The organism is Microbacterium sp. SORGH_AS_0421 (assembly GCF_030818635.1).
Lineage (GTDB): Bacteria > Actinomycetota > Actinomycetes > Actinomycetales > Microbacteriaceae > Microbacterium.
Window position 1 is genome coordinate 1,078,183 of record NZ_JAUTAO010000001.1, and the last position, 15,226, is coordinate 1,093,408.

Consider the following 15,226-nt stretch of genomic DNA (forward strand, 5'->3'; position numbering starts at 1 on the left):
TCTCGCGACCTCACCGCACCCCGCGAAACGACGGATGCCACGACCCCGAGGCCGTGGCATCCGTTCTGCGCGTCGAAGACTCGGCGCAGCCGCGCGACTACGCGTCGGCGTCGGCGAGCACCGAACGCAGCGGGGGGACGTTGACCGCGTGCAGGTCGACGTCGTCGAGGCGCTCGATGCTCTGCACGCGTGGCGCGATCGCGCGGTCGTCGGCGACGATCCAGCTGCCGACGAGGAGGAAGCGGTCGTTGCCGGCGGTGATGGGCCCGGTCAGCGCGAACGTCTGGTGCGTGGGAGTGAGGAAAGTGACGCGCACGGGGGTGCCGTGGGGGAGCGTCGAGGGGTCGACCACGTCGGCCTCGAGCGCGGGCTGCGGGGCCTCGATGCCGAGGTCGATGCGCTGGATCTCGGCGCTCGTGGCGAGGATGACGTCGCCGACGAGCGGCTGCCCGCCGACGCCGATGCGCACAGTGCCCTCGAGCGCGTAGAGCCCGTAGCGGGGCGAGCGGACGATGACGCGGGCGACGTCGCCCGCCTTGACCTCGGCGAGTGCCTCGCGGATGCGCCCCACGTCGCGACGGGCGCGAGCTGCCGAGAAGATGTCGAGAGCTTTTTCGTCCATATGGTCAGCGTAACGAGGGCCTCCGACATCGGGGAGGCTCTCAGCAAATCCCCCGGTGGCGCGGGGGAGCACGGAGTGTCACGCGCTTTCGAGGCTCGCCAGCCGGGCCACGAGACCCGCGCGTTTGGGTGAGCGGGCGGGCACCAGCTTCAAACACAAGCGCAGCACCTCCTCGTCGTCGCGCGCGTCGGCGGTCTCGGCGTAGGCGAGAAGCACATCCACCCCTGCTTCGGCGATCAGCGCCTCACGCAGCGTCGAGCGCACCGACTCACGCACCTCGACCACCCCCGGAGCCTCGGAGTCGGGGAGCACCGAGCCCGCATAGGCCGCGAGCGCCACCCGGTGCGCCCCGCGATCGAGCAGCGACAGCACGTGCTGCGCGTCCGTCTCGAGGCCCACGGGAAGCCGGTAGGGCCGCGAGGTGGGGACGAGGCGCGGCGCCACCGGGGCGAGCACGCGCCGCAGCCTCACCATTTCGGGCCGCAGCGTCTCGACGGCAGCGTGGCCGTACACCGCCTCACTCAGTGCCTCGGCGGACAGACCCTCGCGGTGGACGGCGAGCAGTAGCAGGATCTCCGCGTGCCGCGCGCTCAGCTCGACGGACGCGCCGCCGACCTCCAGCAGGGCACGGTCTCGACCCAGGATGCGCAGCAGGGCCCTCGCCGGCGCCGATCGACGCGGGGGAGGAGTCTGCCGCGCGCGCAGTCTCGCCACGAGGATCTCGCTCTCGATCGCCCGAGCCGTGGCATCCACCAGTAATTGCGCTTGAGGAGTCACCGCCTCGGGCCCTCCGGTGACGTCGATCACGCCGAGCAGCCGGCGCGTCTCGGGGTCGTGAACGGGCGCCGCGGTACACGACCAGGGCTGCACGAGCCGGTTGAAGTGTTCCGCGCCGCGGATCTGCACCGACCTGTCGAGGGTCAGGGCCGTCCCCGGGGCCGAGGTGCCCACGGCATCCTCCGCCCAATTCGCCCCCGCCACGAACCCCATGTCGCCGGTCAGGGCACGGATGTGACGATCGCCCTCGACCCACAGCAGCCGGCCCGCGGCGTCTCCCACCGCCACGACCACTCCCGATTCCTCCGCAGTCCCGGGCAGGAGCAGCGAGCGCACCATGTCCATGACCCCGGCGAGCGGGTGAGCGCGGCGGTACGCGTCCAGCTCGCCGCTGGGCAGATCGAGCGGCGGAAGACCTTCGGGCCCGACGAGGGATGCCAAAGACCTTCGCCACGACTCCTGCACGAGCGGTCGAACGTCAGCGAGTCGGCGGTCGTCATTGCCGGCGACGAGCTCCTCGTGGGCACGCGCGATCAGCAGCCCCGAGGTCTCGGGGGATACGGCCGGTCGCGACCACGGAGAGGGCACGGGACTCCCATCGGCGGTGACGGAGGTGGGTCCCAGTGTAGGTCGGGTGTCGCGCCGGCGGGAGGGTCCGATTCAGCGGGGCGCGCTCGATCCTCCGGGGCGGTCGTCGAGTGCCCCGCCCCGTTACGGCGCCATCTCCCACGACACGACGTGCGCGCGATCTAGCGGAACCGGCCCCGGCGCCAGGACATGCGGGATGCCATGAAACCACGCCCCGCTCACCCCTCGGCGCGCGCATTCCTCCAGCCAGGCGCGATTCTTCCGGGTCGTCGTCAGAACAGCTCGATGGGACGCGCGATCGAACGGCAGGACCTCACGCGGGTCGATCGGATCGCCCGTGGCGGTGAGCGTGCGGTCCACCACGACGCTGCCCTCGGGGAGATCGGCGGCCGGAATGGCCCAGAACTCCGCCGGCGGCCGACGACGACCCCGGATCTCGAGCCACGCCTGCCAGATCGCATGCGGGTGGACGGGGGAAAGGAAGACGACCTCTGTCCACGTCCGGTCGAGGCCGGGAATGACGGTGTCGCGCAGCCGCTGCCGCTCCGCGGTGTCGTCGTACTTCGCGAGGGCGTCTCGGTGAGCCTCGGGGGCGATCTTGGCCAGATCGCTCAGCGGGAGGAGCGTCGACGTCCCCTCCGCGAGACCGACCCGCGCGTGGAACACGTAGCTCGTGGCATCCATCGCTCCAGCCTGCCGAGGGAAACCGTTCCCGACGCCCGGAAAACGCCGTCAATCCCAGAGGAACGGACGAGTGCCCCGCGGCCCGTACCGTCGCGCGGACCGCGCGACCGACCCGCCGCCGGCGGTCCGTCACCGTCGGCGTGTCACCGAAGAACTCCGCGCAACGGTCCCGCCCACCGGCGAAAACCTCGAACGCGACTTCAGCCCCGCGCCGCCCACCACTCCCGCAGGCGCTTCTCGGCCTCGTCCTCGCCGAGCACGCCCTCGTCGAGTCGCAGGTCGAGCAGGAAGCGATACGCCTCGCCCACCTCGCGACCCGGCTTCAACCCGAGCACCTCTTGAATGCGGTTGCCGTCGAGCTCGGGGCGGATCGAGTCGATCTCCTCCTGCTCGCGGAGCGCCGCGATGCGGGCCTCGATGTCGTCGTACGCGGATGCCAGGCGCTGGGCCTTCCGCTTGTTGCGGGTGGTCACGTCGGCACGCGTGAGGATGTGCAGACGCTCGAGCTCATCGCCCGCGTCGCGCACATAGCGGCGGACCGCGGCATCCGTCCACGCCCCCTCGGCGTAGCCGAAGAACCGCAGGTGCAGCTCGACGAGGCGCGAGACGACGGTCGTGGTCGCGGCGTCGAAGCGCAGGGCCTGCAGGCGCTTGCGCGCCATGCGCGCGCCCTTGATGTCGTGGTGGTGGAAGGTCACACCGCCGCCCGCCTCGAGTCGTCGGGTAGCGGGCTTGCCGATGTCGTGCAGCAGCGCTGCCAGGCGCAGGGGCACGTCGGGCGCGGCATCCGGGTGTCGTTGCTTCTCGAGCGCGATGGCCTGGCGCAGCACCGTCAACGAGTGCTCGTAGACGTCCTTGTGGTGGTGGTGCTCATCGACCTCGAGGCGCAGCGCCGGCACCTCGGGCAAGAACTCCTCGATCAGACCGGTTTCGACGAGCACCCGGATGCCGCGGACCGGGTCATCGGTCTGCATGAGTCGCACGAGTTCGGCCTGTACCCGCTCGGGACTGACGATCTGCAGGGAACCGCGCAGCTCGCGGATGGCATCGAGGGTGTCGGGGTCGACGGCGAAGTCGAGCTGCGACGAGAAGCGAGCCCCGCGCAGCATGCGCAACGGGTCATCGCCGAAGCTCACGGCCGGGTCGATGGGGGTGCGCAGGCGCCCCGCGACCAGGTCTTCGACGCCGCCGGTGGGGTCGACGAGCGTGCGGGCGGGAACCCGCAGCGCCATCGCGTTGACCGTGAAATCGCGACGGCTGAGGTCGGCCTCGAGGGTGTCGCCGAACGCGACGGTGGGCTTGCGGGTGACCCCGTCGTAGCTGTCGGCGCGATACGTGGTGATCTCGACCTGCTCGCCCTTCACCCGGGCACCGATCGTGCCGAAGGCCCGACCCACGTCCCATTGCACCGACGAGACGGGCTTCACCAGCGCGAGGATCTCGTCGGGGCGGGCGTCGGTCGTGAAGTCGAAGTCGTGGGTGACGCGGCCCAGCAGGGCATCGCGCACGGGACCCCCCACGATCGCCAGGTCGCGACCGGCGTCGGCGAAGACGCGGGAGAGTTCGGCGACCACGGGATGCGCGGCGAGCTCCTCGAGGCGCGCGAGACCCTCAGCCATGTTCAGCATGCCTTCGAGCCTATCCGGGGCCGCTGGACGCCACCGAGCGAGGTGGGCGGTGGATCAGTCGTCTGCGAAGCCCACGAACCCCGTCACCAGCAACTCGCGCACGCGCGGCAGCAGATCCGCGCGCAGGGCCTCGGCATCCACCTCCATCAATTGGGCGATCGCATCGATGAGAGCGCCCACCGCCAGGTCGCCGTCGCATGCGCCGACGAGGGCCGCGAGCCCCGGGTCGACCTCGAGCGTTCGTGCGAAGCCACCGCCCTGACGCAGTTCGATGACAGAGGGGTCCTCCTCGCCCGGACGGTGGTGGCGTGCCTCGGTGACGTCGGGGGCGACGCGCAGCACGCTCGCCGCCAAACCCTCGTCGTCGAGCAGCGCAGCTCGGTCGTGCGCGGCGAGGGATGCCGACAGGTGCGGCCCGAAGGCCGATTCCCCGCCACCCGATACGCGCTCGTAGCGCGCGAGCGTAGGTCCACCGGCGAGAGGTCTGCGCAACAGCACGTACCCGAACCCGACACCCGTCACCCCGCGACTCGCGAAGTCCTCGAGCCACGCGTCGATGAGCCGCGCGTAGGCGGGGGTCCCGGGCACCGTACCGCCGTCGCGCACCCACAGCTCGGCGTAGGCGAGGGGGTCGAGCACCTCGCGCTCGATGACCCACGCGTCGAGCGACGGTCCGACCCATCCGCGCACGCGATCGAGCCCCGACTCGCCCCAGCGGTACTCCCAGTTGCCCAGCGACTGCGCCACCGCGCCGGGTGCGAGGTGCTCACCGATGTCCGAGATGACCGCGGCGACGAGCGAGTCGCCCTCCATTCCGCCGTCGCGGTACTCGTACGCGGGAACCCCGGCGACACGCGGTGTGATGACGAACGGGGGATTGGATGCCACCCGGTCGAAGGTCTCGCCGGCAACGGGATCGAACAGCGATCCCCGGCGGGTCTCGATCCCGTCCACACCGTTCACGAGGGCGTTGAGCCGGGTGAAGCGCAGGGCGCGCTCGGAGATGTCGGTCGCCACCACGTGGTCGACGAGCCGGCGCAGGCGCAGTGCCTGGATACCGCATCCCGTGCCGATATCGAGGGCCGTGCGTGCGCTTCGGGTGAGCTGAAGACGGGCGAGGGTCTGCGACGCTCCGCCCACGCCCAGCACGTGGTCCTCGGGGAGAGGACCCTCGAGAGCAGCCTCGTCGAGGTCGCTGGCGATCCACCACTCGACCTCGCCCTCGTCGTCGGCGAAGGCCTGGGGCCGCACGAGCGCGGCGGGGGTCACGGCATCCCCCGAGATCTCCAACAGCCCGAGAGCCGCCGCCCCGTCCACACGGAGGGTGGGGAGGGCCGCTTCGGCGTCTCCGCGGGGTACCGGCAGCCCGAGACCCCACAGGCGCCCCAGCACCGCGAGGGCGTCACCGCGCTCGCCCAGCGCCCGAGTGGCGGGGCGGCGGAGCCCGCGGGCGACGGCGTCGTCGGCCTGCACCCCCCACGCGTCGCGGAGGGCCGCACTGGTGTAATCCGCCGCGCGAAGGTCGTCGGCGAGGGCCTGGCACAGCTGAGGATCGGGTTCGGGAAGCACCGGTCCATTCAATCGTCTGCGCGAGGCTATCGGGGGGCTTGTAGGTACGCGGGCCTAGACTCGCAGGCGGTGCGAGGCCCCCTCGTTCCGCCGACGCTCGTATGACCGTGACCTCCCAGCCTTCGGGCGCACCCGTGCCGCGGCGCTCCTTCACGCGCCGGCTCCTGGCGACCCTGGCCGCCGGGGCCCTCGTCGCGGGCATCGCACTCCCGGCCACCGCCGCCTCCGCGGCCACGCCCAGCCCGTCGCCGTCGGCCTCGACCTCTCCGTCGGTGCTCACCGCGGCGCCCTCGGCGAACGGCATCCTGCGCCCCGGCGATGCCCTGTCGGTCGTCGTCACCGTCGCGGCCGGCACCTCGCCCACGACCGCCGGGCCCGTCACCCTCTCCCTCGGGTCCGCCCCCCTCGCCGACGACGCGTCGATCGACCGCTGGCTCAGCGGTGATGCCTCGGGCATCGCTCTTCAGCAGATCGCCGTGGGAACACTGGATGCCACCGCCTCCGGCGCCCAGTCGACCACGACGCTCACGGCACCGGGCACCGATCCGGCTCTCGCCAACCGCGGGGCGGGGGTCTACCCCGTGCTGGCGACCAGTGCGGGACTGACCGCCCCCAGCGTGGTCGTCGTCCCCGCCGAGGCCGGCGCGCAGACGCCGATCGCGCTCGTCGTGCCGATCACCGCGGCGCCCCTCACCCGAGGGCTGCTGACGGCGAACGAACTGGCCGAGCTCACGGCCGTCGACGGCGCTCTGTCGGCGCAGCTCGATGCGGTCGACGGCACCGCCGCGACCCTGGCCGTCGACCCCGCCATCCCCGCCGCGATCCGCGTGCTGGGCTCGGCGGCCCCGCCCACCGCGGTGTCGTGGCTGCAGCGACTGCTGGCCCTGCCCAACGACCGGTTCGCCCTGCAGTTCGGCGACTCCGATGTCGCGGCCCAGCTGCACGCCGGTCTGACGGCCCCGCTGACGCCCACGTCGCTGCAGAACTACATGGCCGCAGCCGACTTCGTGCAGCCGGCTCCGGCCGTCTCGGCGGTATCGACCCCCGCACCGGCTGCGAGCTCGACGCCGGGTCAGCCGACGTTCCCGTCGCTGTCGACGCTGCTCGACATCGGGGTCGCCACGCCCAACGTCTACTGGCCCGCCACCGGATCCGCGGGTTCGGACACCGTCGCCGCCCTCGGCACCCTCGGCAGCGCCGACGACCCCGCCCACGTCCTCGTCCCGTCCACGAGCGTCTCGGGAGGCGGTCGTCAGGCCTCCGCCCGCGTCGGAGGGGTATCCACCCCCGTCTACGACGCCGAGGTCTCGCGCGCCCTCGCCGACGCGGCCGGACAGAACGACAGCACACGCCGCGGCGCCTCGCTCGCGGCCGCCCAGGCGTACCTCTCCATCGCACGCGCCGCCACCGGCGATCAGCCGGTCCTGGCCGTCCTCGACCGGGGCACCGATCGCTCTCGCGTCAGCCTCCGCGCGACCCTCGGCCTCGCGGCGACCGCCCCGGGCTTCACCGCATCGACCCTGCGCGCGGTGGTGGCCCTCCCGGCATCCGAGGTCTCCCTCAGCACCCCCACCATCGACACGGCTCGGGTCGACGAGGTCCGCGATCTGCTCGGCGACGAGCAGAGCATCGACCGCTTCGCCTCGATCCTCGATCAGCCCGAGCTCCTCACCGGCCGCGAACGCGCCGAGCTCCTCCAGGTCACGAACGTGTCCTGGACGGGGGATGCCGCCCGTCAGGCCGTCTCCGATCACCGCGCCGCGACGCGCACGACGCTCGACTCCGTCGGCATCCTGTCGTCCGACTTCCGACTGGTGAGCTCCAGCGCCCCCCTGCGCCCGTGGGTCCGCAACGATCTGCCCTGGCCCGTCACGGTCGTCATGGCGGTGCGCACCAACGACGTGCGCCTGCGCGTGCAGGATCACACGACCATCGACGCCCAGGCCTCCGCCAACACCCGCGTCGAGGTCCCCGTCGAAGCCCGCATCGCCAACGGAGAGGTCAGCGTCGACCTTCAGCTCTACAGCCCCACGGGCGTACCGATCGGCTCGCCCCAGGCCGTCGACGTCGAGGTGCGCGCCGAGTGGGAGAACATCGGCATCGTGGTCGTCATCGCGCTGATCGTCGGCTTCCTGAGCCTCGGGGTGATCCGCACCATCGCCCGTCGACGCCGGCTGCGTGCCGAGGAGGCCTCGCCGAAAGCCCCGGACGACGACGAGTCCGTCGATGGGATCGGGTTGAAAGATCCGGATGCCGACGGCCGCAGCCCCGCGGAGGACGCCGACGACAACGAGACCGACGAGCAGACACCCCGCGCGATCGCGTCGGACACCGAGCAGGAGACACGCCCGTGAGCAGCATCGGCCGAGCCAGCGTGCTCATCGGAGCCGGGACCATCGTGTCCCGCGTCAGTGGCGTGCTGCGCACCGTCGTGCTCGTCGCGGCCATCGGTTCGATCAGCAGCGCGGGTGACGCTTTCGCGGTCGCCAACCAGCTGCCGAACAACATCTACGCGATCATCTCGACCGGCCTGTTGACGGCCGTCGTCGTCCCGCAGATCGTCAAGGCCGCCGCGCACGCCGACGGGGGACAAGCCTTCATCTCGAAGCTGTTCACGCTCGGAACCGTCGGACTGCTGGGCGCCACCGCTCTCGCCATGATCGCGGCGCCTCTTCTGGTGCATGTCTACGCGGGCAAGTTCACCGACGATCAGCTGGCCCTCTCGACCGCTTTCGCCTACTGGTGTCTGCCGCAGATCTTCTTCTACGGCCTGTACGCACTGCTGGGGGAGATCCTCAACGCTCGCCGCGTCTTCGGCCCATACACGTGGGCGCCGATCGTCAACAACATCGTCTCGATCGCCGGATTCGGAGCGTTCGTCCTGCTGTTCGGTGGGCCTCAAGAGAACGTTGACGCCTGGACGCCGTCGATGATCGCCCTCCTCGCGGCCACCGCCACGGGCGGAATCGTCGTCCAAACGGCCGTCCTGATGTTCTTCTGGCGACGAGCGGGCCTGACGCTCCGACCCGATTTCCGCTGGAAAGGTGTGGGGCTCCGGCACATCAGCCGGCTCGCCGGCTGGACATTCCTGATGGTCGTCGCCGGCCAGCTCGCGGGCATCGTGCAGTCCAATGTGCTCTCGGGTGCATCCGGCGACGACCCCGCCATCTTCGCCTCGCAGAACGCCTGGCTGCTGTTCATGCTGCCGTACTCGATCATCGTGCTCTCAATCGGGACGCCCTACTTCACGCAGCTCAGCGAACACGCCGCCGCGGGACGAGACGACGAGGTACGGGCAGACATCACACGCAGTATCCGCACGCTCGGGCTCTTCATCGTGGCGGCCACCGCCGCCCTCGCCGTGGCCGCCGTTCCCGCGAGCCGGATCTTCACGAAGAGTCCCGAACAGGCTCTCGCCGCCGCACCCGTGCTCTGGTGCTTCCTGGTCTGCCTCGTGCCCCTCGCCGTGCTGTTCGTCGTACAGCGCACGTTCTACGCCTACAACGACACGCGCACCCCCTTCTTCTTCACGCTGCTGCAGTGTGCGCTCGTCGCGGGCGGCGCCATCGCGGCAGGCGCGGTCATCGACCGGTCGGATCTCGCCGCCGGGGTGGCCCTTACTCAGTCGTTCGCGAGCATCGTGCAGGTGATCGTGGCGACGTTCCTGCTGCGCCGTCGGCTTTCGGGAATCGGCACCGGTTCCTGGCTCCCGGCGCTCGGGCGTTTCGCCCTGGCCGCGATCCCCGCGGCGGCCGCCGGATGGGGAGCCCTGATCCTTCTGGGCGGACCCGAGGGATGGATGACGAGCAGCGTCCCGGCGGGAATCGCCGGTGCCGCGGTGCTGGGCATGGTCGTCCTCGCCGTGTACATCGGCATCCTGGCCCTCTTCCGCACCCCCGAACTCGCCCCGGCGCTCGCGCTCGGTCGGCGGTTCCTCCCCAAGCGCTAGCCCCGGGGGCTGCGGAATACCCCGCGGCTACCATGGGTTTCATCCGACGGAATCAACGAGAGGAAGGCGCAAACGTGCGTCACGTCATCATCATCGGATCGGGCCCGGCCGGATACACGGCCGCCATCTACGCTGCCCGAGCCAACCTCGAGCCCCTCGTCGTCGCGAGTTCCGTCGAAGCCGGCGGCGATCTCATGAACACGACCGAGGTCGAGAACTTCCCCGGGTTCCCCGACGGCATCCAGGGTCCCGACCTCATGGCCAAGATGCAGGCGCAGGCCGAGCGCTTCGGCGCCCAGGTCCTATACGACGACGTCGTATCGCTCGAGCTCGACGGCCCCGTCAAGAAGATCACCCTCGGTAGCGGCAAGGTCGAAGAGGCCGTCTCTGTCATCTACGCCACCGGGTCGGCCTATCGCAAGCTCGGCCTCGAGGGCGAAGACCGCCTGTCCGGCCGCGGCGTCTCGTGGTGCGCCACCTGCGACGGCTTCTTCTTCCGTGACCGCACCATCGCCGTGGTCGGCGGTGGCGACTCCGCGATGGAAGAGGCCAACTTCCTGACGAAGTTCGCGTCGAAGGTCTACATCATCCACCGCAAGGACTCCCTCCGCGCCTCGAAGATCATGCAGGAGCGCGCGTTCGCGAACCCGAAGATCGAGTTCATCTGGAACAGCGCCGTCGACGAGATCCTCGGCGACGAGGCCGTCAACGGCGTGCGCCTGCGCTCGACCGTCGACGACTCCACGCGCGAGCTGCCACTGGACGGCCTGTTCGTCGCGATCGGAAACGACCCCCGCACGCACCTCGTCCACGACAAGCTGCAGCTGACCGACCAGGGCACCATCTGGGTCGACGGCCGTTCGTCGCGCACGTCGGTCGAGGGTGTCTTCGCCGCCGGCGACGTCATCGACCCGACCTACCGGCAGGCCATCACGGCCGCGGGCAGTGGCACCGTCGCCGCACTCGACGTGGAGCACTTCCTCGCCGCGCGCGGTGAGGCCGGCGAGCCCGCCGTCGCCGAGAGCCCCATCGAGGGCCTCCCCGACGCCGCGGTCGTCTGAGGAACAAAACCGAGCTCACCGGCGTTTTCACCAACTGACGCTTTCATCTAAGGAGAAATGCAATGACTGCCAAGGCGACGACCTCCGCAACGTTCGAGCAGGACGTCCTGCAGGCCGACGGACCCGTTCTCGTGGACTTCTGGGCCGAGTGGTGCGGACCGTGTCGCATGGTCGCCCCCGTGCTCGACGAGATCCAGAACGAGAACGCGGGCAAGATCACCGTTCTCAAGCTCAACGTCGATGAGAACCCCGACCTTGCGATGAAGTACCAGATCACCTCGATCCCCGCGATGAAGGTCTTCCAGGGCGGCGAGGTCAAGACGACCATCATCGGTGCGAAGCCCAAGTACGCGCTCGAGCAGGATCTCGCCGCCTTCCTCGGCTGAGATCTCTCGTCTGAACGTCCCCGGCGCCTTCTGGTGCCGGGGACGTTCGCGTTATGGGTGCAGGGTTGTCGAAGAAGGGCGCCTGCAGCAGGGGCATCGAGCGTTCAGACGGTGAGACACGACACTCTCACCGCTGCGGGTCGCCGCGCGATCACCCTCGGACGAGATCGGGATGCCAGGACTACTGGGGTGCGGAGCACGTCCTCGTGGGTCAGATGATGGGTGCGGCCCACACGGGCGCCTGAGGCCCCTCAGGAGGCGTCGAGACGGGCGCTGGCATCCCAGCGCCGGTGCGGCTCTTCATCGCCCAGGATGCGCCACACAGCCTTCGTGAGTGCGGGGTAGTCGAGAGCGATCTGCCGGAGCACACGGTAGTTGCGTGCGCGGGTGGGTCGGACGCCGCCGTTCTCCGAGATGTTGTCAGCCCGCAGAATGAGCACGACCAGCTCGTCGACACTCGGTAGGTCTTCCATGAAGTCCCACGGGTCTTCACCCCCGCGCAGGCGCTCGTGGATCAAAACCGCGAGTTCGTCGGAGGCCTCCGCGCGCAGAAGCTCGAGGCTAGCGCGACGGCGCGGGTTGTCGTCGTTCGCTGTCACCGTTCCAGCGTACGTCGAGCCTGTGACATCGGGCCTCGGAACCCGTTCGCTGACCGCGAGAGAAGCACCCCAGCGAGCGCTCAGCCTGTGTAGCCCTCTTCGCCCCACGTCGCGAGAATGCGATTGAGGTCCTGAATGCTTGCAAAATCAATGCTGATCTGGCCTTTTTTTGCACTCAGCGAGACCCGCACCTTGGTATCGAAGCGATCACCGAGCCGATCGGCGATGGCGTCCAGACCCAGTTGCTGCGACCCGGCCCGGGGCTTCTGGCGCACGGGTGCAACGCCGGGCATCTTGGCCGCGGCTTCGGCCGCCCGCACCGAGAGATCCTCGTTGACGATCTTGTCGGCGAGCTTCTGCATTTCTTTGGGGTCGTCCAGCGAAAGGATGGCACGAGCGTGCCCAGCGCTCAGGACACCCGCAGCGACGCGTTGCTGCACGGGCACCGGCAGCTTCAGCAGACGGATGGTATTGCTGATCTGCGGGCGGGAGCGACCGATACGCGTCGCGAGCTCCTCCTGCGTGATGCCGAAGTCCTCGAGCAACTGCTGGTAGGCGGAAGCTTCTTCCAGCGGATTGAGCTGCGACCGGTGGAGGTTCTCCAAGAGGGCATCGCGGAGGAGGTACTCGTCCTCGGTCTCGCGCACCACAGCCGGGATCGTCTTGAGCCCCGCCTCGCGAGACGCTCGAGTACGGCGCTCACCCATGATGAGCTCGTAGGTGCCGTCGCCCTTGTCCCGCACGACAACCGGCTGCAGAACTCCGAACTCACGGACGGAGTGGATGAGCTCCGCCAGATCGTCAGCGTCGAAGTGCGTACGTGGTTGGCGCGGGTTGGGAACGATCGACTTCGGATCGATGTGGACGAGGCGCGCGCCGGGCACCGCGACGAGGGACGAGTCGGACGTCTGCTCGCCGACGGTCTCGACGGGAGCGTCCTTGCCCTTGACGTTCCCGTCGGGGAAGAACACGTCGACGGGCCGCGCCTCCGACGGCTCCATGGTGGGGATGAGGGCGCCGATACCGCGGCCCAGACCGGTCCTCTTGGCCATCAGGAACCCTTCTTCGTGGTGTCGCGAGCGACGATCTCCACCGCGGCCTCGCGGTAGGCAATGGCGCCCGCTGACTGGCCATCGTACGCGATGACGGTCTGTCCGAAACTCGGAGCCTCCGAGACGCGTACCGAGCGGGGGATGACGGTGTTCAAGACCTCGTCCGTGAAGTGCGAGCGGACTTCTTCGGCGACCTGTTGCGCCAACCGGGTTCGTCCGTCGTACATCGTCAACAGAATGGTCGAGACATGCAGGCCCGGGTTCAGATGCTTCTGGATCATCTGCACGCTACCGAGTAGCTGACTGAGTCCCTCGAGCGCGTAGTACTCGCACTGGATGGGAATCAGAACCTCGTCGGCGGCAGTGAAGGCGTTGATGGTCAGGAGCCCGAGAGATGGGGGGCAATCGATGATCACGAAGTCGAGACGATTTTCATCGCGATCGAGGTAATCACGTAGTGCTCCGCGGAGGCGATGCTCTCGCGCGACCTGCGACACGAGCTCGATCTCGGCGCCGGCGAGATGGATAGTGCTGGGTGCGCACAAGAGGTCGGGGGACTCCGGGCTGGTCTGAATGATGTCCGCGAGAGGGAACTCATCTATGAGCACGTCGTACACGCTCGGGGTATCGGCGCTATGCGCAACGCCGAGTGCCGTCGACGCGTTGCCCTGGGGATCGAGGTCGACGACCAGAACACGAGCTCCGACCGACACCAGCGCCGCCGCGATGTTAACAGCCGTCGTGGTCTTACCGACCCCGCCCTTTTGATTCGACACAGTGAACACACGCGTACGACCCGACAGCTCAACGGACGTCTCTTCGAGAGTCCGTCGACGGGCGGAGAGATTCGCGATCTCTCGTGCGATCGGGGAGTCGTCGAACGAAGACGACGCGGGCGCCTCATCGGACTGTTTCACGTGAAACGCACCTCTCCGTCGGCAACTCGCCCAGTCTACCCGCGCGCCCGGTGTGTGATGGCAGGGGCAGCGACTGGGCACGCCGGACCTTTCATCGCTGCACACGCATCAGTCCCCGGGTCACAGTCCCGCGAGCTCATGAGGGGGCACCCGGGTGCAGGGTGTCCGTTTTTGGCGTGATCTTCCGCCACGCCTTGTCGTCATGTTTCACGTGAAACACTGAGTCCGCCCTACTGCTCCATCGTTTCGCGCCATCCGGTGCGGTGACGAGAATCGTCGGAGGACAGCCCAGCGTTCCGCGACACGAGTTCGGAGCTGGGTCAGCTGGCTACTCTTCAGCCGCTTACACTCAGCCGTCAGGGGCTAGCGATTGTGTTTCACGTGAAACTCTTCCGCGAGGATCCAAGCGGGCTCAACGCGTGTCTCCACCTCAGGAATGCGACCCTGGAGAGTTCGCCGCTCACCAACGTCGCACCGAGACAAAGGCGGATCGTCTAGTGGCAGCGCGCGTTCACGGTCGGTTCAAGGTACTAAGCAGTGCCTCGTAGCGCGTTATCACGCGCCGGTCGTCGGATGGTCTCCATGACTGCGCAGCTGGCGTGCGCGCACCCCCTCAGTCGAAGCGCGCTGTGAAATCAAGAACCAGTGCCAGCGCTGCATTGGATCGACTGGGGTCCGAATTCGCATGGGCGTAAGCGAGCGAGATAGGGGATACGGGAGGCGAGACCTCTTCGTCGGTGATTGATTCACGTACTGCACCCGCCCGCTCCCGCTCAACTCTCGCAGCAACCGGCGGCGAGCGAGCGACCAGCCGTACGCACCCAGATCTTCACTCCGCGCAGACGCGCCGGGGTCACCCATAGACGTTCGGTTCACAAGCGAGGACGCAGCGAAGCCCACCCTTCTGCACCGACCCCGCGGTCGGAACTCTGTCGCTGCGCCCCCCAGGCAACGTCAGCCTCGCAGCGGACGCCGGGTCAGGTTCTGCGTGTAAGCGAGATTGCGGATGGAGGCCCGTCCCTTTTCGCGGCAGCGCAGCAGCAACAACTGGGTAGCAACACGGAAGACTCCCGCTGTCACCAGCGAGTGCCGGCAGTCCACGCAGAGCCCTACGCCCGTGGCAGTTCACGGCAGAACGCCCACCCGCATCCGCCTACGGGACTTTGCGCGAGAACGTAAGCGCCCCATCTACGGAAGATCCCGTCAAAACGTACATACTTCTGCCAACTGTCGGGCCATGCGACCGCTCATGGTCGCCCGCAGAGGGGCGACACAGTGGTCTCCGATCGATGACCGCACGCTATCCGTCCGGGGGCAACCGAGCGGCATGTCGAACTCGTCTTACCGCCGCGCAACTCGCTCGATGTTCTCGCTTTCAGCAGCCTCGGCGTCTT

General features: G+C 69.0%; 12 protein-coding genes. 4 read left to right on the forward strand and 8 right to left on the reverse strand.

The window, feature by feature from the left end; genetic code table 11:
* Positions 1-97: 97 nt before the first annotated feature.
* The 5 genes from QE416_RS05070 to QE416_RS05090 all read right to left on the reverse strand — a co-directional run bounded on the left by QE416_RS05070 (position 98) and on the right by QE416_RS05090 (position 5,868).
* Positions 98-622: a hypothetical protein gene (locus tag QE416_RS05070; protein ID WP_307314092.1), complete on the reverse strand. Its 525-nt coding sequence runs from the start codon at positions 620-622 to the stop codon at positions 98-100.
* A gap of 78 nt (positions 623-700) precedes the next feature.
* Positions 701-1,987, reverse strand: coding sequence for a GAF domain-containing protein (locus QE416_RS05075; RefSeq protein ID WP_307314094.1), 1,287 nt, complete (start codon positions 1,985-1,987; stop codon positions 701-703).
* 123 nt (positions 1,988-2,110) lie between these two features.
* Positions 2,111-2,671, reverse strand: coding sequence for a hypothetical protein (locus QE416_RS05080; RefSeq protein ID WP_307314099.1), 561 nt, complete (start codon positions 2,669-2,671; stop codon positions 2,111-2,113).
* Between the two features lie 200 nt (positions 2,672-2,871).
* Positions 2,872-4,299 (reverse strand): CCA tRNA nucleotidyltransferase, encoded by a 1,428-nt coding sequence (locus QE416_RS05085; RefSeq protein ID WP_307314103.1) that lies wholly within the window; start codon positions 4,297-4,299, stop codon positions 2,872-2,874.
* 54 nt (positions 4,300-4,353) lie between these two features.
* Positions 4,354-5,868 (reverse strand): methyltransferase, encoded by a 1,515-nt coding sequence (locus tag QE416_RS05090; RefSeq protein WP_307314104.1) that lies wholly within the window; start codon positions 5,866-5,868, stop codon positions 4,354-4,356.
* A 107-nt stretch (positions 5,869-5,975) separates the two neighbouring features.
* On the opposite strand from QE416_RS05090, the gene QE416_RS05095 reads away from it, so the two are divergent.
* The 4 genes from QE416_RS05095 to trxA all read left to right on the forward strand — a co-directional run bounded on the left by QE416_RS05095 (position 5,976) and on the right by trxA (position 11,264).
* Positions 5,976-8,222, forward strand: coding sequence for a DUF6049 family protein (locus QE416_RS05095; RefSeq protein WP_307314106.1), 2,247 nt, complete (start codon positions 5,976-5,978; stop codon positions 8,220-8,222).
* Complete coding sequence (murJ, locus tag QE416_RS05100) at positions 8,219-9,817, forward strand: murein biosynthesis integral membrane protein MurJ (protein WP_307314109.1); 1,599 nt, start codon at positions 8,219-8,221, stop codon at positions 9,815-9,817. Before QE416_RS05095 ends, murJ begins: the two co-directional genes overlap by 4 nt.
* A 74-nt stretch (positions 9,818-9,891) precedes the next feature.
* Positions 9,892-10,878, forward strand: a complete 987-nt coding sequence (trxB, locus tag QE416_RS05105) for a thioredoxin-disulfide reductase (RefSeq protein ID WP_210075525.1) — start codon at positions 9,892-9,894, stop codon at positions 10,876-10,878.
* Positions 10,879-10,940: 62 nt separating this feature from the next.
* Positions 10,941-11,264, forward strand: coding sequence for a thioredoxin (trxA, locus tag QE416_RS05110; RefSeq protein ID WP_056225032.1), 324 nt, complete (start codon positions 10,941-10,943; stop codon positions 11,262-11,264).
* A 251-nt stretch (positions 11,265-11,515) separates the two neighbouring features.
* Here the strand turns inward: trxA and QE416_RS05115 are convergent, their stop codons facing one another.
* The 3 genes from QE416_RS05115 to QE416_RS05125 form a co-directional block, all read right to left on the reverse strand.
* Positions 11,516-11,863, reverse strand: a complete 348-nt coding sequence (locus QE416_RS05115) for a tryptophan synthase subunit alpha (protein WP_210075527.1) — start codon at positions 11,861-11,863, stop codon at positions 11,516-11,518.
* 80 nt (positions 11,864-11,943) lie between these two features.
* Positions 11,944-12,915, reverse strand: coding sequence for a ParB/RepB/Spo0J family partition protein (locus tag QE416_RS05120; protein ID WP_307314115.1), 972 nt, complete (start codon positions 12,913-12,915; stop codon positions 11,944-11,946).
* Entirely contained in the window at positions 12,915-13,832 is a 918-nt protein-coding gene (locus QE416_RS05125) for a ParA family protein (RefSeq protein ID WP_307314118.1), read from the reverse strand. Before QE416_RS05125 ends, QE416_RS05120 begins: the two co-directional genes overlap by 1 nt.
* Positions 13,833-15,226: the final 1,394 nt, after the last annotated feature.

Coding starts and splice junctions, on each gene's coding strand:
- QE416_RS05070 (WP_307314092.1), bottom strand. CDS start 622: ATGGACGAAAAAGCTCTCGACATCTTCTCGGCAGCTCGCGCCCGTCGC.
- QE416_RS05080 (WP_307314099.1), bottom strand. CDS start 2,671: ATGGATGCCACGAGCTACGTGTTCCACGCGCGGGTCGGTCTCGCGGAG.
- QE416_RS05085 (WP_307314103.1), bottom strand. CDS start 4,299: ATGCTGAACATGGCTGAGGGTCTCGCGCGCCTCGAGGAGCTCGCCGCG.
- trxA (WP_056225032.1), top strand. CDS start 10,941: ATGACTGCCAAGGCGACGACCTCCGCAACGTTCGAGCAGGACGTCCTG.
- QE416_RS05120 (WP_307314115.1), bottom strand. CDS start 12,915: ATGGCCAAGAGGACCGGTCTGGGCCGCGGTATCGGCGCCCTCATCCCC.